Raw genomic sequence first — 23,379 nt, forward strand, 5'->3', positions numbered from 1 at the left:
AAAGGGTAGGGGATCGAATTGGCACGTAAAGTTGCACTAGTAACCGGAGCCGGACGCGGGATCGGCAGAGGCATTGCGATTGCCTTTGCCCGTTCCGGGTACGATGTATGCGTGAACTATAATCAGAGCGCGGACAAGGCGAAAGAAGTCGTTCAGGAGCTGCTCCAGCTTGGCGTAAGAGCGGAAGCGATTCAAGGCGATATTTCGAAGCTAGAGGGGATTCAGTCGTTGTACGATCAGTTCCGGGAACAGTTCGGCCGGATCGACGTGCTGGTCAATAACTCCGGCATTACGCGGATGAAGCCGTTTCTGGAGACGACGCCGGAGCTGTTCGATGAGGTTTTCAATACGGACATGAAGGGACTGTATTTCTGCTCTCAGCAGGCAGCGCGCCTCATGGTCGAGCAGGGCACGAAGGGCGTCATCATCAATATCAGCTCTAACCATGCGGAAGGCTGTTGGGCGAATTCGACCGTCTATGCCGCCGCGAAGGCCGGGGTCAACAAGCTGACGAAGAACATGGCTCTGGACCTGGCGCCTCACGGGATTCGGGTTGTCGGCATCGCTCCGGGCTATACGAATAATGGCTGGGCGGACGGAAGCGAGCGTGCTCAGAAGATCGTTGAAAATATTTCATCGCGTATACCGCTCGGACGGTTTTGCACGCCAATCGAGGTGGGCGAAGCCGCGGTATTCCTCTCCTCGGAGAGTGCCGGCTATATGACGGGAACGACCATGTTCATGGACGGCGGCGCGCTGCTTCCGGTATGGGCGGAGAAGGGATCCAACTAGCAAATCCAAAATATGTTACTAAGTTCAAATCCAAGTCCAAGGAGATGCTCGAGCTGTGAAAATAACAGATATGAAGCTGTTCCATGTGAAACCGCGCTGGCTGTTCTTGAAAATCGAAACCGATGAGGGCATCGTCGGCTGGGGCGAGCCGATTGTCGAAGGGCGTGCCCTTACGGTCGCTACGGCGGTAGAAGAACTGAAGCGTTACCTGATCGGCGAGGATCCGCTGCGCATTGAGCATCATTGGCAAGTCATGTACCGCGGCTCGTTTTATCGCGGAGGCCCGGTGCTCGTCAGCGCCATTAGCGGAATCGAGCAGGCGCTGTGGGATATTAAAGGCAAATTCTATGGATTGCCTGTCTATGAGATGCTTGGCGGCAAAGTGCGCGATAAAATCCGCATGTACTGCCACTGCGGCGGCGAAACGCCGGAGGCGTTCGCGGCCAATGCGAAGCGCCGGGTGGAAGCGGGCTTTAACGCGATTAAGACTGGCGTGGACGCACCTGTGCGCCAGGTCGATTCGCTGGCCTTCGTCGAAAGCCAAGTGGCCAAGTTCGCAGCTGCCCGCGAGGCCGTTGGCAGCGGCGTAGACATCGCCATCGATTTCCACGGCCGCGTCAGCCCGGCCATGGCGATTCGGCTTGCGGCGGCGTTGGAGCCGTATTATCCGATGTTTATCGAGGAGCCGTGCCTGCCGGAGAATGCGGATGCCCTCCTGCGCGTCGCGCAATCGACGAGCATCCCGATCGCAACCGGCGAGCGTCTGTTTACCCGCTGGGGCTTCCGCGATGTGCTGGAGAAGGGAGCCGTTGCGATCGTGCAGCCGGACCTTTGCCACGCAGGCGGCATTTTCGAAGGGCGCAAAATCGCCGCGATGGCGGAAACCTACTACGCCACCATCGCGCCGCACAACCCGCTGGGGCCGATTTCGCTCGCATCTTGCCTGCAGCTGGATGCGTGCACGCCGAACTTCCTGATCCAGGAGCATCCGTCCATGGCGGAGAAATGGGATCTCGGCGAAGGCTACTTGAACAAGCCGTTTGAAGTCATTGACGGCCATGTCGCCGTCCCTCAGGGACCGGGCCTTGGCATTGAAATCAATGAAGAAGCGCTCATTGAGCGCAGCTACAGCGGCGACTGGGATACTCCGCGCCTAGCCTACGACGACGGCTCGTTCGCAGAGTGGTAAGTAGATTTAGAAATTAAATATAAAGCCTGTATCGACGATTACTCGGTAATCGAAGATACAGGCTTTTTCCCATTTCAGGCAGCCCGTCCGCGGCGAGCGCCCCGAGTCGGATTAAGCTGGGCATTGTGAGCCGCTCCGCATTCGAGGTAAGATATATAGGCAAGCAAACTTCGGACCGGCGCGGCTTAAGCCCGTTCCGAGCGAAAGGTGTCGGTATGCTGACGTTTTACTTGTTTCCGATCTCATATGCGTTTCTGAGCTTTCCGGTCGCGGCGCTTCTGTTCACGCTGCCGTTCCTGCTCGTGCAATACCGGCGGCACGGGTACGTGAATAAGTACCGGGCGCTGCTGCTCTATCTGTTTCTGCTATATATAATGAACGCGGTTTACCTGATTCTGCTGCCGCTCCCGCCGAGCGTTCACAACGAACCGCCGTCCGTCTCTTACGCGCAGTGGGTCCCGTTCCATTTCGTGCTCGACATCTTGAAGGAGACCGGAGTCGACTGGGAGCGGCCTTCAACATACCTCCGTCTGCTGAAGGAAAGGGCGCTGCTGCAGGTCGTGTTCAACGTGCTGCTGACCGTGCCGTTCGGCATGTTCTTGCGTTATTATTTCCGGACCGGCTGGCTGAAGTGCCTGCTGCTGACCCTCGGGCTCTCGCTCTTCTTCGAAGTGACGCAGGTGACGGGCATCTACGGAATCTACGACTATCCATACCGGCTGTTCGACGTCGACGACGCGATGACGAACACGGCTGGCGGGATGTTGGGCTTCGTGGCCGCCGACTGGCTGTCTTCGCGGCTGCCCCACATCGACAAGCTTGACGAGTACGTCGATTTGGCGGCGAAGCGCGTGTCGTACACCCGCCGGGGGCTGGCGTTCCTGATCGATTGGTTCGTGCTGAATCCGGTTATGGCGGTGCTTGCGGTCTTGAACGTCCCTGTGCCGTACGTCATTGCAATCGCGGCTTACTTCATCGTCCTGCCTTATTTCAGCAACGGGCAGACGCTCGGCAAATGGTTCGTCCGCATCCGCGTACGCGGAACCGGCAACCAGCTGCGGCTGCGCGAACTGTTGATCCGGTACGGTCTGCTCTACGGCGTCGTCGGAGGAGCAAACGCGCTTATGGTCAGCATCGGCGCTCGCGGGGGAGGCAGCTCAATTGCCATTCTACCATTACTGTTGGCCGTCTTCGCGGTCAACGCCGTCTTTGGCATTCACCTAGTCATGTGCCTGTTCAACCGAAAGCGAAAGCTGTTCTACGAGCGGCGCAGCGGTACCGGCCACGTCATCACGCAGAAACCAGTAAAGTCCGGCCGTAAGAACGCCGGGTAAAGCCTGTCGGGCGACAAAATCGTTTGGCACGAACTTTCACATGCTGAAGCGGGCACGACTGCTCTAACGCATATCGAAAACGCGGGCGCGCCACATGGTGCGCCCGCTTTTATTATGATGGGAACGATTGACAATAACGTAATCGCTTCGTCGAATAATCTAACAATATGGCACCGAGGAGGTGACATACTACTTAAAACGCAAGTTGACCTTCGCGTACCCTAGAGCGCCTCGCCGAAGTAAATTGTATGTCCCTGATCGTCCTCAATCACAAACTCCTTCGTGCTCCATTGCGTCTCATGCACGTCCTTGATCAGATGAACTCCGCGGGCCTTCAACGTCTCGGCCAAGGCAGCGGCATCGTCCGTTTGCAGGTAGAGATGGAAATGCTCGCCTTCTTTCGTATATGCGATTGAGGGGTCCTGTTCGCAAACGGACTTGAGGTGGAAGACCTGATTGTTTGCACGAATGCCTGCATAGAAATCTTCATAGCGGAACGCGAGTTCCAAGCCTATCCGCGTGGTGTAGAATCGTATGGAGCTCTCGAGATTCATCGTTCGCAGTTGCGGAATAACTCCCGTTATTTTCATTTTTCTCCTCCTACTAGATGGTTAATTCGATTCGAATGCCAAGCATCTTAGCTTGTTCCTAATTATATCATCCGTTGATCTTCCATTATGAGATTGTTGGAAAGTTGGATACCGAACCAACACGTTCTGACATTCTTTTCAACGGATTTCCAATATAATGTTACATGAAGACGTTAGTATTGGGGGAGCGGTATGGAAAACTATTTACACTATCGCGTATGGTACAAATCCAATGGACGTTTCAACAACAAAATCATTTATGGACCTACGATTAAAACTCCCGGTGATGCTTTATCTTTTTTTAAAAAGCTCTATAGCATCGAACCAACTCATGCCGAATTGATCTCGTAAAATCGGGTACGTTAGTTTCAGTGAATCATGGGGGCAGTTTGCGAACCGCAGCTGCTCTTTTTCCATTGCGCTGACAGGCGGTTTAGTTCCAATAAATACAACAATTCTCTATACAACTTTTCTTGATTTAAAGCGTTTAAAACCGAGGCAACTATTATCACTGGACTTGGAAGGAAAATAAATAATGAACCAATATAAATTGAGTGATATTGCGACACAAATTGCAGTTCATTCTTTTCTGAAAGAGGAATGGCATGATGAGATAGCACAAGCTAAGGAGTATGTATACAAAACAGTAGATATTATTGGGACCAATAATAGTGCATTAAGAAATCCTCTAAATCTTGACGAAGACGTTTTTTATTTTAGAGATAGGGAATATCCATTGACGGGACAAGAAATGATTTCAGGGGATTATTTACTATTTAAATATATTGGTCACAACGGAGATATGTTTATTAATGAATGTATTTCTATTGATGAGTTGGAAGATGAAATCACTGGTGGCGGAGGGATAACCAACACATTTACAACATTTCAAATCCCCATTGTTATGGGGAAAGTTCGCCACTACACGATCACATTTATAAATGGGATCGACGGTCAGGAATATAACTTTGTTAAGGGTATTCACGATGCGTTACCAGAATGGGATTATGAAAATGAGCAGCCAGGCGAAGTGTTTTTTGAAATTTCAAAAGTAAAGATACATTGGCTTAACTCATAGACTAGTTGAAGTTATGACGGCTTTATTAGTTATCGGATCAAGCTCTTGTCATTCGGGTGCAAGAACTTGATCCGATTCCCGATTTGTTGGCAGTTCTCAGTTGGTTAAGCCCTCGGACAATGATTTCAACCGTCTGAGCGACGGGAACAAGAACATCCACAGTCCGGCTACGGCTAATGTGCCGAGCCCGCCGATGAAGGCAGCCGGGACAGTGCCGATCAGGCCGGCCAAGGTGCCCGACTCGAACTCGCCGAGTTGGTTGGACGTCCCGATGAACAGCGAGTTGACGGCATTGACGCGGCCGCGCATTTCATCCGGGGTCTGCAATTGAACGAGCGAGGAGCGGATCACGACGCTGATTACATCTGATGCCCCGATAAGCAGCAGCGCGACTAGCGAAATCCACAGCTGCGTTGAAACGGCGAACAACATCGTCGCTAGGCCAAACACCGCAAGCGCTCCAAACAGCGTCGGACCAAGTGCCCGATTCAGCGGATAATAGGCTAGCACGAGCGACATTAGCAGTGCACCGACGGCCGGAGCCGTGCGCATCACACCCAGCCCTACCGGCCCCGTATGCAGGATATCTTGGGCGAAGATAGGCAGCAGTGCCGTTGCTCCGCCGAGCAGGACGGCGAACAGGTCGAGTGAGATCGTGCCCAAAATGACCGGATTGCGCCGAACGAAGACGAGACCGGAGAACAGCGAGCTGACCGTCACCGGCTCGGATTTGCGGACTATCCGCTCCGTACGAATGAAATAAGTTAGGAAACCCGCTGCTAACAAGGCCAGTGCGGAAGTGATATACACAAGCTCAGGTCCAGCGACATATAGCAGTCCACCTAGGGTTGGTCCCAGAATCTGCGATGTCTGTCCGGCTGACGTCGTCCAGGCAATCGCCTTTGGCAGCAGCTCCTTTGGCACCAGCATTGGCAGCAGCGCGGATGACGAGGGTCCCTCGAAGGCGCGGCAAGCCCCAAGGACGGCCGCAGCCAGCAAAATTTCGGTCCGACCGAGCCAGCCGGTCATGCTGCCTGCCAGCAGGAGGACGGCGATAGCGCCCTCAATGAGCTGGCAGAGAAACACAATCAGCCGGCGGTCGAACCGGTCTGCGACCTGGCCGACAATGAGCGTCAGCAGCACCATTGGCAAGAACTGCGCCAGACCGACAAGTCCAAGGCTGAAGGCATCATGCGTCAGTGCATACATTTGCCAGCCAATGGCCACGGAGAGCATTTGAAAAGAAGAGGAGGATAGTGTGCGTGCAATCCAAAACTTCGTGAAAGGCGGTTGATGGAGCGTCGCTCCAGGATCTGGCTGCATCGGACGGTTCACTTCCTTACAGATAGAATGGTCAAGCGCATATGAAGAACATGTAAATGTTAGTATGCGCTCTTTCCGATCATCTGACAATAGTCGGTCTGCTGCCGTTATAATAGAAATGAATGTTATTGGAAGGTGTTGATGTCGAGTGTCAGAAAAACGGAACAAAGTCGAAGAAACGGAAGTCCGAGTAGTTCCATATGAGTCTAACTGGTCCGTTTTATTTGCTGAAGAAGCACAGGACATAAAAGATGCTATTTCCGATATCGTTATTTCCATCGAACACTTCGGCAGCACATCAGTACAAGGGCTGGATGCTAAGCCCATTGTCGATATTCTAGTTGGGACACAACCTGGAATTCTTCCAACAGTTGCTCACATTGAAGCTCTTGCTAAGTTGAATTATGAGTTTTTAGGAGAAGACGGGCGAAGACCTGGTCGATATTTCTTCCGAAAGAGAGAGCTGAATCAGTTTAACATAAGCATTGTTCCTTTCGATGGTGACTTGTGGAGAGATAATCTATTATTTCGCGACTACTTGCGTACACATCCCGATGAAGCTAAACGTTATGCCGGAATTAAGAAAGAAGCGGCACAAACAGCAAGTAATAGTTTATTGGAATATCAGAACCTCAAGAGATCTTTTGTAGATATGATTAAAGAACGCGCACGAGCCTGGCAAAATAATACTGGACAGTAAGTATGGAGGAAATGAAATTGCCTGAATTTCACCATTCAAGAATAAAAGGGATAACTGCAAATGCGCTAATATACTGGGATGAACAGGATCAAGAGGTCTGTATAGACTTTTCGGAATGCAGAAGCAATTGGGTCCATTATGTAAACGCTTCGGATTCTTTCGAAGGGAATAATCGAAGTATTGAAACTACGAATTGTGTCGGTTGCCGAGATGCATTTGCAAATCCAATGTATATTGAATTCTATACGGTACCAAGGACGAGATTCGTATTTCCGTATAAAAAGAACATTATTGAGCAGTTAAGAAGCTTGAACAGCGGGAAGGCATATGCGTTCTTTAAGGAAATAAACAATCTGCTAATGAAAAATGGGTGGAGCACATTTGACCTAGGATGAACGAGGCTGCCGGCAATCCGGCAGCCTCGTTGAGCGTAAAGGTTTTTTGCGATTACGTTTCTTTGAACAAAACAATGTGAAAAGACAATCCTCCAGGATTAGTAAATAGCGGCGTGGAATAGTTTTGGACCTCATACGACAAGACCAAGAAACTGACGGTATCCTCTCCAGGAAGGCCAGCTTCTATAGGGTTGTTTGAGGTACGAATAAATTGCCAGTTATAGGGCTGTGATTCCAACGGCGTGTTTGGGTCCATATTCCCGGCAGTTGCATTTAAATATTGAAACGGAATTGGATTTAAAACGCCTCCGACTACCTCATATGCCTCGAGAAATACAGTGTGTGCATTATCGGCGAATGTGTTCAGCGCATAGGCGAAGTTTCCAACGAAACCTGCAGAGCTGCTAGAGATAACCGCAGCGAACCCAAGCTTTTGTCCGGGAATGAAATTAGTTTCTCCCCAAACAAAAGGGACTTGAAAGAAAGGCCCATCACCCGAATCATAGGATCTGATTTGAGGCCAAACGTTCAGCACATTGCCTGGTGCAATGGTTTGGGTCATGCCGACATTGGCTATAGCTGCAGCAACCGCATCTGACCGAGTATTCCGAGTAAACACATTAAAAGCTGTACTATTAGTCTCAATAAATAAAGAAATAGGCATTTGGACTTCTCTCCTTTCTGATTACGATTTGAGGTTGTCCTCTCGTTATCATATGTTTTTGTTTGCATAAGGTTTGGACATGTATATAAAAAGCGATAGCAATATCAGGCCCTTAGTTCTACGACTATTTACATAATTGAAGTTACAAAATAAGGCAAAAATAGGGGTTGTCGCTTCTATCGACACCGCCTATAATAAAGCTAACCACAACATTATCGATAATCGATAATCGATAATATTCAAAGGAGCAGTGAATGCCATACGCAGCCCTCATGCGGATTACCCGATCAACTCGATAAGCGAGCATGTTTATGCGGATTTGAAGAAGTCTATTATCGAAGGTGCCCTCCAGCCGGGTACCCGCCTGATCGTCACGGAAATCGCGGGTAAATACCAGATCAGCCAAGCGCCCGTTCGGGAAGCATTGGAAAGGTTGAAGCAGGAAGGCCTGATCACCGGCGTTCCGAACAAAGGATCTGTCGTATCCACGATCACTGCGAAGGAAATCAAAGATATTTTCGTCTTGCGCGAAATCATCGAAGGCTTCGCCGTCCGACAATCCATGCCGTTGTTAACGGAAGAGGACTATGACTATCTGCATTACCTTATTAGCGAAATGGAGATTGCCAACCGACAGCAAGGAATGATGCGCATTTTAGAGCTGGACATGGATTTCCATGCTTTCTTCTATAAACGCTGCGATAATCAGGCCGTTCTGGAGCTGTGGAATCATATGCGCACCAAAGTTATGCGGTTTATGGCGATTTCCAATCGGCATTATACAACCGATGTACTGGGCGAGTGGCATCTCATTCTGATCGATGCCTTGCGCTCGGGCGATCCGGATGCGGCAGAAGCGGCTTTTGTAGAGCACATGCACGCCTATAAGATGATTGATCTTGATTAACATCCGTTCGTAAAGGGGATAGAATATGCTAAGCGAAGGGCTGTTGTATAAGGATGACGTCATTTTGACCTGGATGAGAGACCGATTTCTCCAAGATCTTGTCTTGGGTCGCAAACCGAAAAGCGCGAATTTAAAGGAAAGCTTATCCCGCTTGAATTTGAATCCCTATTTTACTTATCCTGCAATAGCGCTCCTTGAGCCGGTCTCGACTAAATGGGATGAGCACGAGAAAGTGCTGCTCGAGGAAATGCGGGATTATTTGCAGCAGCAGATGCCTAGCGATACCGGAACCATTGTGTTCATGGATGATCGGAATCGGATCGGTTTGTTGTTCTCGTGGGTTTCCAAGTCGGATCTGGAAACGATTCAAACCAAGTTGAGCAGGCAATTCAGCCTTCCCGTCAATATCGCTGTAGGCAAGCCATGCAGCCAATTGAACGACATCAAACAATCGTATAAGCAAGCATCGCATGCCCTGCAAGATAAATTTTATCGCGGAACGGGCCATATCATCTATTACAGCGAACTCCCCGAGTATTTGGCATGCTGCGATTATCCTGCTGACAAGGAGCTGGAATTGCATGAAGCTTTGAAAACGGCGGACTCCGCCGCCGACATTGAAGAGGCTGTTGAATCCTTCTATCATTCGATGCTCAAGCAAGGACCGGTCGATATCAAGGCCGTCTATGAATTAACGGCTCGCTTATTAATCGGAACGGAGAAGAAGCTGCTTGCCGCAGCCAATAATGACAACGCTTACAGTAAAGTGGAAATCACGTCTATCGTAAAAATGCAGACCTTGCAGGAAATTAAACAATACGTCTGCCATTTCTTATCCGGCGTAAGAGAAGTGATGTCATCCGAGCAGAAGGAGAGCCACCGCAGCATCATTAAGAAAACGATTTATCACATGGAGCAGGAGTACCAGGAGGTATCCTTGCAAAGCGTGGCGCAGAAGGTCTATATGACTCCGACCTACTTGAGCCTGCTCTTCAAGCTGAACACCGGCAAAACCTTTATCGAGCACTTGACCGATATCCGGATCGAGAAGGCGAAGAAGCTGCTGTGCAGCACGCATTATAAGAATTATGAAGTGGCCGAACAGGTCGGCTATCAAGATCCGCGTTATTTTAGTCAAATTTTCAAGAAGAAGGTAGGCTTATCGCCGACGGAATACCGGGAAACGGTCGCGACTTAGTACATAAAAAGGACTCCGGAGAGCGTTCAGAACGCTTTCCCGGAGTCCTTCTTTCATGTTCTGGTCTACAAACGCACGTCATGGCCGCTGCCGTCGATCTTCGCGGCTGCCTCAAGCTCCTTTTCCCACGTTAAATGGCGGTACTCCTCTGCTGCCGGATCGTTCTCGAACCAGCTTACGAAGTCATTCCACATTGCGGTAGTCCAAGGGGAATCGATCTGGGCCGTGGAGTAGACGCCTTCCTTGAGACGGACGAAGCCGAAGACGTCGCGGACTTGAGACTTCTCCGCCTGCACGACCGTAAGCTCGGCGAGGTGCGGAGGGATGAAGATCACGCCTGCAGGCGTGCCGAGCACGATATCTCCGGGAAGACAAATCGCCTTTCCGATGCGGGTAGGCACGTTCATGCCTACCATCGTGACATCCGCGATGGCAGTGGGGTCGCTTCCCCGATAGTACACATTGATATTGTCGATCTCTACAACCTGCTGGTTATCGCGAATGCCGCCCCATATGACCGCGCCTCCGCGTTTCGTGCGGGTAGATATCGCCGTGCTCAGATTGCCCCCAACATACGTGCCGAGGTGAACTTTGTCGAACATATCGACAACGACGACATCATCCTCCACGAGGGAATCAATCACCCACTGGTTAAAGAACCCTCTGCGTCCTTCCTGTTCATGGCCGTACTTGAGCAGCGTTTCATGCAGATCGGGACGCTTAGGAACCATGACGGCGGTTACCGCCCGGCCGACCATAATCTTGTCCGGATGAATGATTTTGAAATCTCCCTCGAATTGAAAGGTGTAGCCATGGTTCCATAGAGGGCCCCACGCTTCCTCCAACGTGATTTTCCGCATGCGGCGCAGCACATCTTCGGAAACTTTCGGGCGGCCATTCGGGAAGCGTTCTCCCTCCCATTGGGGGGTAAGCTGAACAATATCTTCGGGGTTATCGAATCTCACGGTAACACCTCTTTCTATAGGTTTAGGGGATGAATCCATCTTCTTAAGTCTATTGTTAAGGACATTCCGGAAGTTGTCGATGCGAGATTTTTAAGGCATTTCATCGAGAACGCATAATAATTCCACCTATAACCAAATCGTTTTAAATAATCAAACAATTTCGTAAAATCGTCACCTTCACTGATGTAACCGTTTTCTATTAGAGTAATGACTAGCTGCAAATTACAGTTACATTACATACGGTCAAGAGGAGGAGATCCATGGGTACTGCTGAAACGTTAACCCAAGCACCCCATACCAAGGCCGCAAGAACTTCCTTGCGCAAGCGCAAAAACAAGGAAGAGACCAATTTGGCCGGGTATATCTTTATTGCCCCGTGGTTGATCGGATTTTTACTGCTTACGCTATGGCCGATCGCGCAATCCTTCTATTTATCCTTTACGGAGTATTCGCTGCTGGAAGCTCCCGTTTGGACCGGAACGGACAATTACGCCAACATTTTCAGAAATGACGATACCTTTACCAAATCGTTAAGCGTAACGTTCATCTTCGTTCTGATCTCGGTTCCGCTGAAGCTGTTCTTCTCGCTGCTCGTCGCGATGGCGCTAAGCAAGAACATCAGGGGGATGAATGTTTACCGGACGGCGATCTACTTTCCTTCCTTAATCGGCGGAAGCATCGCGGTAGCCGCGCTTTGGCGCAACATGTTCGGTTTGGAAGGCTACGTCAACCAAGTGTTGTCGTGGTTCGGCATTCAAGGCGTAGGCTGGATCACGAATCCGGACACCGCGCTTGGAACGCTCATTCTCCTCAACACGTGGCAATTCGGTTCGACAATGGTCATTTTCTTGGCCGGGCTCAAGCAAATCCCTCAAGAGCTGTATGAGTCCGCCTCGGTAGACGGCGCGGGCCGATTCCGTAAATTCGTGAGCATTACATTGCCGATGCTTTCGCCGGTTATGTTTTTTAACCTCGTGCTGGGCGTCATCGGATCCTTTCAGACCTTTACCTCGGCCTTCATCATCACCAAAGGGGGCCCAATCAATTCCACTTACGTGTATGCGCTGTTCCTGTATGAAAAGGCCTTTAAGCACTACCAAATGGGTTACGCTTCCGCACTGGCTTGGATTCTGCTGGTCATCGTCGCCGTACTGACCGCGCTTAATTTCTTAGCCTCACGCTATTGGGTATTCTACGAGTCTGACGGGGGGAGGGCCAAATGATGACGATACGGTACAAAATCTCCAATCATTTGTTTCTATCCGTCTTCTCGCTCTTGATGCTCTATCCGGTCATCTGGTGGATCGGCGCTTCCTTGAAGAAAACGGAAGAGCTGAGACTGCCCACGATTTGGCCATCCATTCCGATGTGGGAGAATTACAGCAATGGCTGGAATTTCTCCGCAGACTACAGCTTCGCCCACTTCTTCGGCAACACGCTGCTTATGGAACTTGGCAACGTAACGGGGGGCGTGCTGACCGCTGCTATCGTGGCCTACGGCTTCGGGCGGCTTCAATTCAAGCTCCGCGGCTTCTGGTTCTCGATTCTATTGCTGACCATGATGCTGCCGGGCCAGGTTACCGTGGTGCCGCAATACATTCTTTTCAATAAGCTCGGCTGGGTGGATAGCTACATACCGCTGGTGCTGCCGCACTTCTTCGGCGGAGGAGCCTTCTTCATCTTCCTGCTCGTTCAATTTATTCGCGGCATTCCGCGAGATTTGGATGAAGCGGCCAAAATTGACGGCAGCTCGGTGTACGGCATTTTCTTTCGCATTATTTTGCCTCTGATCAAGCCTGCGCTAGTAACGGTAGCCATCTTCACCTTCATCTGGAGTTGGGATGATTTCTTTGCCCAGGTTCTGTACATCAGCTCCATAGACAAGTTTACCGTGGGTCTGGCGCTTCGCATGTTTATCGACCAGTTTGATATCCAATGGGGGCAGCTGCTCGCGATGTCCTTCGTGTCGATCATGCCTTCTGTCATCATCTTCTTATTTGCCCAGAAGTATTTCGTGGAAGGGATTGCTACAACCGGATTGAAAGGTTAGCCCCATCACTTGCAAATTCGAGAGGAGATTCGACGTATGAGAAAAAGAGGATCAGCTAGTTTACTGTTATTGAGCTTGGCACTAACGCTAGGGATGACTGCATGCAGCAGCGGAGGAGGAAACAGCAATACTAGCGGCAATAACGCCGCCGGTAACGAGGCCGGGGCCAACAATGAGCCTGCGAAGACGGAGGCGACTACGCTAAGCATCATGTGGTGGGGGCCGGACGCGCGTCATGAAGCAACGAAGAACGCGCTGTCGATCTATACCAAGCAGAACGCCAACGTGACGTTCAAGCCGGAATTCATGGCTTGGGACGCATACTGGCAGAAGCTCCCGACGCTTGCGGCGTCAAAATCGATTACGGATGTCCTGCAAATGGATGCCGCGTTTATTACGGAGTATGTATCAAGAGGGCAGCTGGAGGATCTGTCCGATATTGATTTAAGCGGCATCGTGGATCCGAAGGTGATTGAAAACTTGAAAATTGACGGTAAATTATACGGGATCCCTCTCAGCCAGAACGCGCAGGGCATCGCATACAACAAAGAGGAGCTTGAGAAGTACGGCATTGCGCTGCCGAAGCAGAACTGGACCTATGACGAGTTTTTCCAATGGGCGAGGGATGCCCACGCCAAGCTGCCGGAAGGCAAATATCCGATTGGGGATTCGATCGGATGGGATTCGTTCAATTTCTATCAGACCTCCATGGGCAAGGATCCGGTCATGGCCGAAGAGGGCAAGAAGTTTACGCTTGATAAAGATTTATTTATGACCTACTACAAGACGTACGAAGAGTTCCGTAAAGCGAAAATCGTACCGCCGGCAGAACAAGCGGCCGCATTCCTCGAGAACGACCCGCAGGCGGATCCGATGGCATCCGGCGTGCTTTTGACGCGCGGCGCGACAACCGGTTCGGTAAGCGCGCTGGAGCAGCTGATGCCGGGCAAAGTAGGCGTCGTCAACATGCCGATCGGTCCGTCCGGAGGCGGCTGGGCGCAATCAACGATCTTCCTGAGCGTCAGCGCGAATTCCAAGCATAAGGATGAAGCCAAAAAGTTCGTGCAATGGTTCATTTCGGACAAAGAAGCCGGCAAGGCTCTGGGTCTGACGCGCGGTATCCCGATTAACCCGGAGATTTACAAAGAGCTTGAACCTACGCTTGAGCCTAAGGACAAGCTGGGTAAAGAAATCTATGACCTTTCCGTTGAGAAGGCGCTGCCATTCTACTCGGCTGCGGCAGGATTTACGGAGTGGGTCGACACGTACAAGAAAGAAATGGAGGCTGTCACTTACGGACAGCAGTCCATTGAAGATGCCTATGAGAAAATCAACAAAATGGGCATGGATTTGGCGGCAAAAGCCGGATCTTAACAGACTCTATAATAGAAAGCTTTAGAGAGGAGACACCGCTTATGAAGCTCGCCGAATTTTTCTCTTCGCAGCCCTCTCAGCTGTGGGAGCTTGCGAAGCAGATGAACGTCAATTATGCCGTCGGAGGCCTTCCATGGGAAGAGAAGACCGAAAAGCCTTGGGATTTAATGCCGCTTATTCGGATGAAGCAGCGCTATGCGGATCACGGCCTGACGCTGTTAGTCATCGAATCGATGCCTCCGAGCAATCATATCAAGCTCGGTACGCCGGGACGCGACGAGGAAATCGAAAATTTCCAGAAGTTCATCCTCAACATGGGGGTAGCCGGCATCCCGGTGCTCTGCTACAATTTCATGGCGCAGTTTAACTGGTTCCGCACGTCCACGACGACGAGAACGCGAGGAGGAGCGTTGGTCTCCAGCTATGACCACAGCCTGATGAAGGATGCTCCGCTTACGGAAGCGGGTATTGTGACGGAAGAGCAGCTTTGGGAGAATCTTCACTATTTCATGGAACGGATCGTTCCGGTTGCGGAGGAAGCCAAAGTCAAGCTGGCGCTTCATCCGGATGATCCGCCGATTACGCCGATTCGCGGCGTATCGCGTATTCTTCGCAGCGCGGATGCGCTGCAGCGCGCGATTGATTTAGTGCCGAGCCCTTACAATGGCATCACGCTGTGCCAAGGGACGATGGCTACCGCGGGTGAGGACATCCCGAGCGTGATCCGTCGTTTTGCCGATCAGGATAAGCTGTTCTTCGTCCATTTCCGCGATGTGCGCGGAAACCAGGAGAAATTCGAAGAAACCTTCCATGATGACGGCAAAACCAATATGCTCGAAGCGATGAAAACCTACTATCAAGTCGGATTCTCCGGACCGGCAAGACCGGACCATGTGCCGACGATGGCCGGTGAAACGAACGAGAATCCGGGCTATGAGCTGCTCGGCAGACTGTATGGAATCGGTTATATCAATGGTTTAATGGAAGCCGCTTCGGCAGGGTAACGAAAAAGGCATTCCGCGCGTCATGTTGAATGACGTGCGGAATGCCTTTTGTTATATGCTTCAGCTCCAGAGCCTGTCACTGGAATGGTACTTATTCCACTGATCCGTCGATTCCCACAGGCCCGGAATCTCGGGATGCAGATGCTGTGCAAGCACCTCATCATTCAAATCGTCTATGCCAAGCCCCGGCGCATCCGTGATGGTCATAAATCCGTTCCGCACCAGCTTCTTCGGCAGCTTGCTGCTGATAATGATATCATCCCACCACTCCACTTCGCAGGAATGATACTCCAGCGCGAGGAAATTCTCGGTGGCTGCGGCGACATGTGCGGCTGCCAGGCAAGCGATCGGACTTTCCGCCATATGAATGGCCATGGCCACTCCGTAATCCTGTGCCATATCGCCGATCTTCTTGGTTTCCAAAATTCCGCCCGTTGTCAGGACATCGGGATGGATGACGGAAACGCCGCCGGCTTCGAGAAGCGGCTTGAAATTCTCCTTCAAATAAATATCCTCGCCGGTGCAGATCGGCGTCGTAACCGCGCGCGCCAATTTCGCATACTGCTCCGTATACTGCCAAGGGATCATATCTTCCATCCAGGCCAGATTGAATTTCTCTACCCGGCGGCCCAGCTTAATGCAATCCTCCAGGCCGATATGGCCGAAATGGTCGATCGCAAGCGGCACTTCATAGCCGATTACCGCTCGTACATCCGCCACATATTGCTCCAGGACGTCCAGCCCTTTTTCCGTCACATGAATGCCCGTGAACGGATGCGCGATATTGTAAATATCGTAATGGCGGTTACGGTTTTCGCGAATTTGATCTTCCGTCAGACCAGCGGCGTTTTGGCGGTAGCGTCTTTTCGATCTTTCCGACATTTCCTCAAGGAAGCCGAGAGGAGCGCTCAACGTTCCGGGCTGATCGATCAGCTGTCCGATGCCCAGGTCCATTTTCAGAAACGTAAATCCGTCGTCCATTCGTTTCTTCAATGCGACTCCCATCGCCGTACCCGTATTTTTGCCGCTGACGTCCGTATCGCAGTACATCCGGATTTTGTCGCGGAACTTGCCGCCCAGCATTTGATAGATCGGCACGCCGTACGCTTTGCCAGCCAAGTCCCAAAGCGCGATTTCAAGTCCGCTTACGCCGCCGCCTTGACGGGCATGGCCGCCGAACTGCTTGATCCGGCGGAACAGCTTGTCGATATTACAGGGGTTCTCTCCCAGCAGTCTGCCTTTCAGGATCTCTGCGTAGACCTTGTCCGCTCCGTCCCGTACTTCTCCAAATCCAACGAGACCTTGGTTCGTATAAACTTTAATCAAGCTGCTGTGGAACGGACCGCCGACAATGTCAGTGAAACGGATATCGGTGATGCGAAGCTCCGATGGACTGGAATGCGTATTTACGTGAGCAAGTGTTTCTTCATAGGCGGTAGGCTTACTTGTCATCTCATTCACCCCGATTTAATAGAAGTTGCCATGCTACTTAATCTTAGTGAATGGCCTTGGTCGGCTGCGATACCGTAAAGTTATGATTTTGTTTGATTTCTTTGGAGAAAAAGATGCCGGTTCCGACTAAAAAAGATGGTTGACGGCTAATTACCCGCATGGTAATATGATTCACATGATAACAAAGTAAACTCATCGGAATAATAAATTATCTACCGGACAGCCGGAGACCAGAGCCCACAAGGGTACTGCGTCTCCATTTTTGTTGGAAACCGACTTGGTGACTAGAGGTTACAACTACGGCTTGTAGATGATTAAGGCGTCGACCGGTTAACCGGAGACACAACATGTACCTAAATGTTGTGTCTTCTTTATTTTCTAGGAAGGGAGAATTCAAAATGGCATACATCGACAGCGAGGCTGCAGTTAAGGAGGTCAGCGTTCTGACTCCAAAGCCCGTTCGCAAACAAGCAAGGCTGTTGCGCTACATCTGGTTCAACCGGTATCTGTATCTAATGCTGGTGCCGGCGCTGCTTTACTACCTGATTTTCCACTACATCCCGATGTACGGTGCGGTCGTGGCCTTCAAGGATTTCAGCATTACGAAAGGGATCCTGGGCAGTGAATGGGCAGGCTTTAAGCATTTCGAGTACTTATTCTCGCAGGATAAATTTTGGCAGGTTATCGAAAACACCGTCGTCATCTCGCTGTACCGGCTTGTCTTTGGATTTCCGGCCCCGATTATAGCTGCGCTGCTGCTGAACGAGGTTAGGGTGAGGCTGTTCAAGCAAACGGTACAGACCGTGATCTATCTGCCGCATTTTATATCCTGGGTCATTTTGGGAGGTATCCTAATCAATTTGCTCTCCACGGACAGCGGCGTGGTGAACAACGTCATTAAGCTGTTCGGGGGGACGCCTATCGGATTTTTGAGCGATGAATCCTATTTCCGCAGCATGCTTGTCTTCTCGATGATCTGGAAGGAGTTCGGCTGGAACACGATTATCTACATGGCGGCCTTGGCCGGGATTAGCCCCCATCTTTACGAAGCGGCTGTCATCGACGGGGCAAACCGCTTTCAGCGGCTTCTGCATCTTACGATTCCGCTGATCAGGAGCACGATCGTACTCATTCTCATTCTTCGGCTTGGCGGCATTATGGAAGCCGGCTTCGAGCAAATCTTCGTGCTCTATCATCCCGGCGTCTACCGCGTTTCGGATATTATCGACACGTATGTGTACCGGATTGGCTTGGCGGAGGGAAGATTCAGCCTTGCGGCGGCGGTAGGGTTGTTTAAATCCTTGATTAATTTTGCTCTGCTCGTTCTAGCCAATTGGCTTTCCAGAAGGATGGGAGAGCAAGGCGTTTACTGATATGGAGGGGAGACTATGCATTACACCAGCAGGGCAGGAAAACTATTCGACTCGTTCAATATTGTATGCCTGGCGATCGTAGCCATCGTAACGCTGTATCCGTTCTGGGATACGCTCGTCGTATCCGTGATTCCGCTGGAGGAGTACCTCAGCTCGAGCATTCATCTATTCCCCAAGCAGATTACATTCGAGGCTTATACGTACCTGTTCTCGATGAGCGAGCTGTGGAAATCTTACGGCGTGACGCTGTTCGTCACGATTGTGGGCACGGCGCTAAATATGATCCTTACGATCATGGCGGCCTATGCGCTTTCCAGGCCCGGACTGAAGGGGAATCGCGTAATCATGTTTCTCTTCGTGTTTACGATGTTGTTCAGCGGCGGCATCATTCCGACCTATCTCATCGTGAAAAGCCTCGGCATGATGAACTCGGTGTGGGCTTTGATCATTCCGAGCGCTCTCAACACGTATAACCTGATCATTATGCGGAATTTCTTCACATCGCTGCCGGACGGCTTGGTCGAAGCGGCCCGAATCGACGGCTGCAATGACATGGGGATCCTGTACAAGATCGTGATCCCGCTATCGATGCCGGCCATCTCCACCATTACGCTTTTCTATGCCGTTACCCGGTGGAACGATTTTTTCAATGCTATCTTTTTCATTAGCGACAAGGAGCTTTGGCCCTTGCAGCTGTTCTTGCGAAGCATGCTGTTCGAGAACGAATCCTCGTACTCGGGAGGCGGCGACAGTCTATTTCTGCTAGGGCCGTCTATCAAAATGGCGACGGTCATGGCGGCTTCCATACCCGTCATGCTCATGTATCCTTTTTTTCAGAAGTATTTCATCAATGGCGTGTTGGTAGGCGGGGTCAAGGAATAATTCCTTTACTATAAAAATATCAAATAGGAGGAAGAGAAATGGTGCATAGGAAAAGGTCAAAACTAAAAAAATGGGTGGTCGGCGCTGCGGCAGTTGCCTTGATCATTACGTCAGGCTGCTCGAATAAGCCGGATTCAACCGAAGCGAGCACGAACGGCTCCGGCTCCGGCTCCGAAGAGCCCTACGAGCTGGTGTATTTGACAACAGGCGACCAGGGGGCGAAGCCGCTGGTGCCGAACGATCGGATTGTCGCCGAGATTAATAAGCGGCTGAACATCAAGCTGACGGTCAAGATCGCGCCGGAATTCTCCTATGACAAGATTAACGTGGCGATTGCAAGCGGCGATCTCCCCGACGTCGTGACAACGCAGTATCCTTCCTCTTCCGTATCCCAGTGGATTCGGGAAGGCATCCTGGTTCCGCTGAACGATTACTTCGACAAACTCCCTACCATTAAAGCCAAGCTCGATAACGGCCTGCAGTGGACGGCCGTGGACGGGAAATATTACGGGTATCCATTCGTAAGCGGCGCGGAAAAGTCGAATTACACCGTTCAATTCCGCCAGGACTGGCTGGATAAGCTGGGCTTGGAGCATCCGAAAACACTGGAGGAGTTTCACGGCACGCTGAAAGCGATCGTGGAGAAGGACCCGGACGGCAACGGCAAGGCCGACACCTTCGGCTTTGTCACGAACAAACCGGTTGCAGGCGAAGCCCTCACCGCATTTGATTTCGTACTCTATGCGTACGGCCTTCCTAACTCGGATTATGTCCTGAACGATAATGGAGAAGTAATCCCGCGGTTTGAGCATCCGGCCTTCAAGGCTGGTATCGAGGAACTTCGAAAATGGTACGACGAGAAATTGATCGATCCCGAATTTATCGTGTATGACCGGCCTGCAAAGGAACAAAAGTTTTTCCAAGGCAAGGCGGGCATTATGGACGGTCCATTGTTCCGCCACGTGAGCCGCGTCGAAGGCAGCCTGAAGCAGGTTAATCCCGACGGCGTGCTCGGTTACGCGCCGCCGCCGGCAGGACCGGACGGCAAACAAGGGATGGCTGTCCGTTCGAAAAACGCTTTGTTCACGGCCGTCACCAATAAGGCCAAGAACCCCGAAAAGGCGGCCCAGTTCATCGAATTCATGCTATCCAAGGAAGGCCGCGATCTACTGCAGCTCGGCATTGAAGGCGTTCACTACACGAAACAAGGCGATACCATTACTTACAATGAGGCGGAACGCGAGAAAGACGGATTTGCCGCGAACGGTTGGAGTCACCCGCTTGCGTGGGGGAACGTAACCTGGCCCATCGACCAGAACTACTTACCGCAGACGGAGCCGAACATCGAACGCGCCCTCGACTCGGTCAAAGTCGCATCGAAATACTTTGTGCCGAATCTCATTACCCGCAAGACGGAAGCGGAGATTGAATATGGGAAAGCGGTCAATGAAGTGTATAACCAATATTTCGTAAACCTGTTGAACGGCAAGCTTGACGTTGATCAGGGGATCGCAGAGCTCGGGGAACAATGGCGCCAAGCTGGGGGCGATGAAATCCTGAAGCAGGCGAACGAAGAATACAAGAACCAAGGCGCAGGCAAATAACCACCGCGCGGTTATTGATTTCGAAGAGGACTCTTATTTCAAATATCGAATATCGAATAGTGAGGAGAATGCTCTATGGCAAAAACAATTGCATCCGATGAACGTCCCCGTCAAATTCCGGACCGCGGTATTAAGGGAGGCCCCCGCATCATCCGCCGGCTTCCGGAAGGAGCGGAAGAGCAGCCGTACACGTTGTTCCGCGTAAAGCCTTACGGCCCTCTGATCGGCGCCGAAATCGAAGGCCTCGATCTGCGCAATCCCGTAACGCCGGAGCTCCAAAAGGAGCTGAACCGCGCGCTGCTGGAGTGGAAGGTGATCTTCTTCCGCAACCAGAACATTACGAGCGATCAGCAGCAGGCGTTCGCCCGTCTCTGGGGCGAGCTGGAAACCCATCCTTTCCTGCCGCAAGGTAAATCCGATGAGGTAGTCCGCTTCGCCAAGGATGACAAAAAAGGCGGACACGAAAACAACTGGCACTCGGACGTCAGCTGGCGGCTGACGCCTGCGCTCGGAGCCATCCTTCGCGCGACCGAAGTACCGGCTTTGGGCGGAGACACGTTATGGTCGGACCAGGCTGCCGCCTATGACAACCTGCCGGACGAGATCAAGGAGCGCATCGACGGACTCACGGCGATTCATGATTTTACCCATGTCTTCGGCGTGCGGCTTTCTCCCGAGGAGCTGGAGATTCGCCAACGGGAGTTCCCGGCGGCCGAGCATCCGGTTGTGCGCACCCATCCTGAAACGGGGCGGAAAACGCTGTACGTCAATCCGAACTTTACGGTACGCATCGTCGGCCTGGAGCAAGAGGAAAGCGAAGAGCTTCTCTCGTATCTGTTCCGCCACTCGCAGCTGCCCGAGTTTCAAGTCCGCTTCCGCTGGGAAGCGAACTCCATCGCCTTCTGGGACAATCGCGCGACGCAGCATTACGCGAATTCGGACTATTATCCAGATCGCCGCGTCGCGGAACGTGTGGCCATCGTAGGCGACCGCCCTTATTAAGCTTGAGAAGAAGCCCGCGAGCGACGCGGGCTTTCTTCCATCATTTCGGAACGAACGGAGGAGATGAACAGGTGAGTCATCCGCGGAAAAACCCGAATCTGATTTTTATCTTAATCGACGATATGGGCTGGAAGGACTTGGGGTGTTACGGCAGCACCTACTACGAAACGCCGAATCTGGACCGCCTGGCTGCCGAGGGGATGCGTTTTACGGACGCCTATGCAGCTGCGCCGGTTTGCTCGCCCACCCGGGCAAGCATCATGAGCGGAAAATATCCGGCGCATGTCGGCATGACGAACTGGATCGGCGGCCAAACGGCGGGGAAACTGATCGATGCGCCGTACATTAGGCAGCTTCCCCTTCAGGAGAAAAGCGTAGCCACCGCATTAAAAGAACACGGCTACAGGACATGGCACGTGGGCAAATGGCATCTCGGCGGCCGTGAGCATTACCCGGACAACCACGGCTTCGACGTCAATATCGGCGGCTGCAGCTGGGGGATGCCGTTGAACGGCTTTTTCAGTCCGTATGGCATTGAGACGCTTGAGGAAGGCCCGGAGGGAGAATATTTGACCGACAGACTGACGGACGAGGCGATTCAGCTCATCCGGCAGCATGACGGAAGCAAGCCTTTCTTCTTGAATTTATGGCACTATGCCGTGCATATCCCGATTCAGGTTTGTTCAGAGCTCGTCGAGCGCTTTGCGGAGAAGGCTAAAGCACTCGGTCTGGACCAGCTGCAAGCGTTTGTCGAGGGAGAGGTCTTCCCGTGCGAACACAAAAAGCATTTGCGGGTGCAAAGGCGGATTCTGCAGTCGGATCCCGCCTACGCCGCGATGATCTATAATCTCGATTGGAATATCGGCCGATTTATAGACGCTTTGGTAGAGACGGGCCAGCTGGACGAAACGGTGATTGTGTTCACCTCCGATAACGGCGGCCTCGCAACGGCCGAAGGGTCGCCGACCTGCAACAGTCCGCTTCAGGAAGGCAAGGGCTGGATGTACGAGGGCGGCGTGCGAGAGCCGCTCATCGTCCGTTGGCCCGGCGTTACGGAGCCGGGCAGCGTGAGCGAGGTTCCGGTGACCAGCCCCGATTTCTATCCGACCCTGCTGGATATGGCGGGACTGGACCTGCTGCCGGATCAGCATGCGGATGGCGTAAGTTTTGTTCCTCTGTTAAAGGGCGAGGAGAATCTCGACCGGGACGCCTTGTTCTGGCATTACCCCCATTACGGCAATCAGGGGGGAACGCCGGGGTCGTCGGTGCGCGAGGGGGATTACAAGCTCATCGAATTTTTCGAGGACGGGCGTCTGGAGCTGTACAACCTGCGAACGGATCTATCGGAGGAGCACGATATCGCGCAGCAGCAGCCCGAGCGCGTTGAACGGCTCCGTCGGAAACTTCACCAATGGCGTGATCGGATCGATGCCAAAATTCCAGAGGGCAATCCCGCGTTCAGCCGCTGAACGCCAAATTTCATTCCTTCTATAGGAGGTTCCG

Annotated in this window: 21 protein-coding genes; 16 read left to right on the forward strand and 5 right to left on the reverse strand. The window is 51.9% G+C overall.

The annotated features are described in order from the left end of the window. Nucleotides 1-18: 18 nt before the first annotated feature. From DL346_RS01405 to DL346_RS01415, 3 genes are all read left to right on the forward strand, one after another. Nucleotides 19-792, forward strand: coding sequence for an SDR family NAD(P)-dependent oxidoreductase (locus DL346_RS01405; RefSeq protein ID WP_165822326.1), 774 nt, complete (start codon nucleotides 19-21; stop codon nucleotides 790-792). A 55-nt stretch (nucleotides 793-847) separates the two neighbouring features. Beyond that, entirely contained in the window at nucleotides 848-1,981 is a 1,134-nt protein-coding gene (gene dgoD / locus DL346_RS01410; protein ID WP_112880289.1) for a galactonate dehydratase, read from the forward strand. A gap of 215 nt (nucleotides 1,982-2,196) precedes the next feature. After that, nucleotides 2,197-3,315 (forward strand): VanZ family protein, encoded by a 1,119-nt coding sequence (locus DL346_RS01415; RefSeq protein ID WP_112880291.1) that lies wholly within the window; start codon nucleotides 2,197-2,199, stop codon nucleotides 3,313-3,315. A gap of 221 nt (nucleotides 3,316-3,536) precedes the next feature. Here the strand turns inward: DL346_RS01415 and DL346_RS01420 are convergent, their stop codons facing one another. Next, nucleotides 3,537-3,905 carry a VOC family protein gene (locus DL346_RS01420; protein ID WP_112880293.1) on the reverse strand — a complete coding sequence of 123 codons (369 nt, stop codon included), beginning with the start codon at nucleotides 3,903-3,905 and terminating at the stop codon, nucleotides 3,537-3,539. Between the two features lie 535 nt (nucleotides 3,906-4,440). Here DL346_RS01420 and DL346_RS01425 point away from each other — a divergent pair. Next, entirely contained in the window at nucleotides 4,441-4,983 is a 543-nt protein-coding gene (locus DL346_RS01425) for a hypothetical protein (protein ID WP_112880295.1), read from the forward strand. Nucleotides 4,984-5,079: 96 nt separating this feature from the next. On the opposite strand, the gene DL346_RS01430 is transcribed toward DL346_RS01425, so the two are convergent. After that, nucleotides 5,080-6,306, reverse strand: coding sequence for an MFS transporter (locus tag DL346_RS01430; protein WP_112880297.1), 1,227 nt, complete (start codon nucleotides 6,304-6,306; stop codon nucleotides 5,080-5,082). Between the two features lie 148 nt (nucleotides 6,307-6,454). Between DL346_RS01430 and DL346_RS01435 the strand changes: the two genes are divergently transcribed. After that, nucleotides 6,455-7,006, forward strand: a complete 552-nt coding sequence (locus DL346_RS01435; RefSeq protein WP_112880298.1) for a GrpB family protein — start codon at nucleotides 6,455-6,457, stop codon at nucleotides 7,004-7,006. Between the two features lie 447 nt (nucleotides 7,007-7,453). Here DL346_RS01435 and DL346_RS01445 read toward each other — a convergent pair whose 3' ends face one another. Continuing rightward, complete coding sequence (locus DL346_RS01445; RefSeq protein ID WP_112880301.1) at nucleotides 7,454-8,065, reverse strand: hypothetical protein; 612 nt, start codon at nucleotides 8,063-8,065, stop codon at nucleotides 7,454-7,456. Nucleotides 8,066-8,315: 250 nt separating this feature from the next. Here DL346_RS01445 and DL346_RS01450 point away from each other — a divergent pair, with 250 nt between their 5' ends. Both DL346_RS01450 and DL346_RS01455 read left to right on the forward strand, forming a co-directional pair. Further along, on the forward strand, nucleotides 8,316-8,972 hold the full coding sequence (locus tag DL346_RS01450) for a GntR family transcriptional regulator (protein WP_112880302.1): 657 nt from the start codon (nucleotides 8,316-8,318) through the stop codon (nucleotides 8,970-8,972). A 25-nt stretch (nucleotides 8,973-8,997) separates the two neighbouring features. Beyond that, nucleotides 8,998-10,170 carry a helix-turn-helix domain-containing protein gene (locus DL346_RS01455; protein WP_112880304.1) on the forward strand — a complete coding sequence of 391 codons (1,173 nt, stop codon included), beginning with the start codon at nucleotides 8,998-9,000 and terminating at the stop codon, nucleotides 10,168-10,170. A gap of 65 nt (nucleotides 10,171-10,235) precedes the next feature. On the opposite strand, the gene DL346_RS01460 is transcribed toward DL346_RS01455, so the two are convergent. Continuing rightward, entirely contained in the window at nucleotides 10,236-11,135 is a 900-nt protein-coding gene (locus tag DL346_RS01460) for an RraA family protein (RefSeq protein WP_112880306.1), read from the reverse strand. Between the two features lie 260 nt (nucleotides 11,136-11,395). On the opposite strand from DL346_RS01460, the gene DL346_RS01465 reads away from it, so the two are divergent. From DL346_RS01465 to DL346_RS01480, 4 genes are read left to right on the forward strand one after another with little or no spacing between them, the layout of a single operon-like run. Then, nucleotides 11,396-12,358 (forward strand): carbohydrate ABC transporter permease, encoded by a 963-nt coding sequence (locus DL346_RS01465; protein WP_112880308.1) that lies wholly within the window; start codon nucleotides 11,396-11,398, stop codon nucleotides 12,356-12,358. Next, nucleotides 12,355-13,185 carry a carbohydrate ABC transporter permease gene (locus DL346_RS01470; RefSeq protein ID WP_112880310.1) on the forward strand — a complete coding sequence of 277 codons (831 nt, stop codon included), beginning with the start codon at nucleotides 12,355-12,357 and terminating at the stop codon, nucleotides 13,183-13,185. Before DL346_RS01465 ends, DL346_RS01470 begins: the two co-directional genes overlap by 4 nt. A gap of 36 nt (nucleotides 13,186-13,221) precedes the next feature. Continuing rightward, nucleotides 13,222-14,559, forward strand: a complete 1,338-nt coding sequence (locus DL346_RS01475; protein WP_112880311.1) for an ABC transporter substrate-binding protein — start codon at nucleotides 13,222-13,224, stop codon at nucleotides 14,557-14,559. Between the two features lie 41 nt (nucleotides 14,560-14,600). Next, on the forward strand, nucleotides 14,601-15,563 hold the full coding sequence (locus DL346_RS01480; RefSeq protein WP_112880313.1) for a mannonate dehydratase: 963 nt from the start codon (nucleotides 14,601-14,603) through the stop codon (nucleotides 15,561-15,563). A 60-nt stretch (nucleotides 15,564-15,623) separates the two neighbouring features. On the opposite strand, the gene DL346_RS01485 is transcribed toward DL346_RS01480, so the two are convergent. Continuing rightward, nucleotides 15,624-17,015 carry a mandelate racemase/muconate lactonizing enzyme family protein gene (locus DL346_RS01485; protein WP_112880314.1) on the reverse strand — a complete coding sequence of 464 codons (1,392 nt, stop codon included), beginning with the start codon at nucleotides 17,013-17,015 and terminating at the stop codon, nucleotides 15,624-15,626. 398 nt (nucleotides 17,016-17,413) lie between these two features. Here DL346_RS01485 and DL346_RS01490 point away from each other — a divergent pair, with 398 nt between their 5' ends. From DL346_RS01490 to DL346_RS01510, 5 genes are all read left to right on the forward strand, one after another. Beyond that, complete coding sequence (locus DL346_RS01490; RefSeq protein ID WP_112880316.1) at nucleotides 17,414-18,388, forward strand: ABC transporter permease; 975 nt, start codon at nucleotides 17,414-17,416, stop codon at nucleotides 18,386-18,388. 15 nt (nucleotides 18,389-18,403) lie between these two features. Then, nucleotides 18,404-19,270 (forward strand): carbohydrate ABC transporter permease, encoded by an 867-nt coding sequence (locus DL346_RS01495; RefSeq protein WP_112880318.1) that lies wholly within the window; start codon nucleotides 18,404-18,406, stop codon nucleotides 19,268-19,270. A 38-nt stretch (nucleotides 19,271-19,308) separates the two neighbouring features. Next, on the forward strand, nucleotides 19,309-20,874 hold the full coding sequence (locus DL346_RS01500) for an extracellular solute-binding protein (protein ID WP_112880319.1): 1,566 nt from the start codon (nucleotides 19,309-19,311) through the stop codon (nucleotides 20,872-20,874). A 75-nt stretch (nucleotides 20,875-20,949) separates the two neighbouring features. Beyond that, on the forward strand, nucleotides 20,950-21,876 hold the full coding sequence (locus DL346_RS01505; RefSeq protein ID WP_112880321.1) for a TauD/TfdA dioxygenase family protein: 927 nt from the start codon (nucleotides 20,950-20,952) through the stop codon (nucleotides 21,874-21,876). A gap of 71 nt (nucleotides 21,877-21,947) precedes the next feature. Further along, nucleotides 21,948-23,345 (forward strand): sulfatase, encoded by a 1,398-nt coding sequence (locus DL346_RS01510; RefSeq protein WP_206098457.1) that lies wholly within the window; start codon nucleotides 21,948-21,950, stop codon nucleotides 23,343-23,345. Nucleotides 23,346-23,379 lie beyond the last annotated feature (34 nt).

Origin of the sequence: Paenibacillus montanisoli, assembly GCF_003268025.1 — a bacterium.
Taxonomy (GTDB): Bacteria; Bacillota; Bacilli; order Paenibacillales; family Paenibacillaceae; genus Paenibacillus_Z; species Paenibacillus_Z montanisoli.

Bases quoted from the DNA above. Each gene is read 5' to 3' on its own strand.
- DL346_RS01415 (WP_112880291.1), top strand. From the start codon at position 2,197: ATGCTGACGTTTTACTTGTTTCCGATCTCATATGCGTTTCTGAGCTTT.
- DL346_RS01420 (WP_112880293.1), bottom strand. From the start codon at position 3,905: ATGAAAATAACGGGAGTTATTCCGCAACTGCGAACGATGAATCTCGAG.
- DL346_RS01425 (WP_112880295.1), top strand. From the start codon at position 4,441: ATGAACCAATATAAATTGAGTGATATTGCGACACAAATTGCAGTTCAT.
- DL346_RS01430 (WP_112880297.1), bottom strand. From the start codon at position 6,306: ATGCAGCCAGATCCTGGAGCGACGCTCCATCAACCGCCTTTCACGAAG.
- DL346_RS01445 (WP_112880301.1), bottom strand. From the start codon at position 8,065: ATGCCTATTTCTTTATTTATTGAGACTAATAGTACAGCTTTTAATGTG.
- DL346_RS01455 (WP_112880304.1), top strand. From the start codon at position 8,998: ATGCTAAGCGAAGGGCTGTTGTATAAGGATGACGTCATTTTGACCTGG.
- DL346_RS01465 (WP_112880308.1), top strand. From the start codon at position 11,396: ATGGGTACTGCTGAAACGTTAACCCAAGCACCCCATACCAAGGCCGCA.
- DL346_RS01470 (WP_112880310.1), top strand. From the start codon at position 12,355: ATGATGACGATACGGTACAAAATCTCCAATCATTTGTTTCTATCCGTC.
- DL346_RS01475 (WP_112880311.1), top strand. From the start codon at position 13,222: ATGAGAAAAAGAGGATCAGCTAGTTTACTGTTATTGAGCTTGGCACTA.
- DL346_RS01480 (WP_112880313.1), top strand. From the start codon at position 14,601: ATGAAGCTCGCCGAATTTTTCTCTTCGCAGCCCTCTCAGCTGTGGGAG.
- DL346_RS01485 (WP_112880314.1), bottom strand. From the start codon at position 17,015: ATGACAAGTAAGCCTACCGCCTATGAAGAAACACTTGCTCACGTAAAT.
- DL346_RS01490 (WP_112880316.1), top strand. From the start codon at position 17,414: ATGGCATACATCGACAGCGAGGCTGCAGTTAAGGAGGTCAGCGTTCTG.
- DL346_RS01495 (WP_112880318.1), top strand. From the start codon at position 18,404: ATGCATTACACCAGCAGGGCAGGAAAACTATTCGACTCGTTCAATATT.
- DL346_RS01500 (WP_112880319.1), top strand. From the start codon at position 19,309: ATGGTGCATAGGAAAAGGTCAAAACTAAAAAAATGGGTGGTCGGCGCT.
- DL346_RS01505 (WP_112880321.1), top strand. From the start codon at position 20,950: ATGGCAAAAACAATTGCATCCGATGAACGTCCCCGTCAAATTCCGGAC.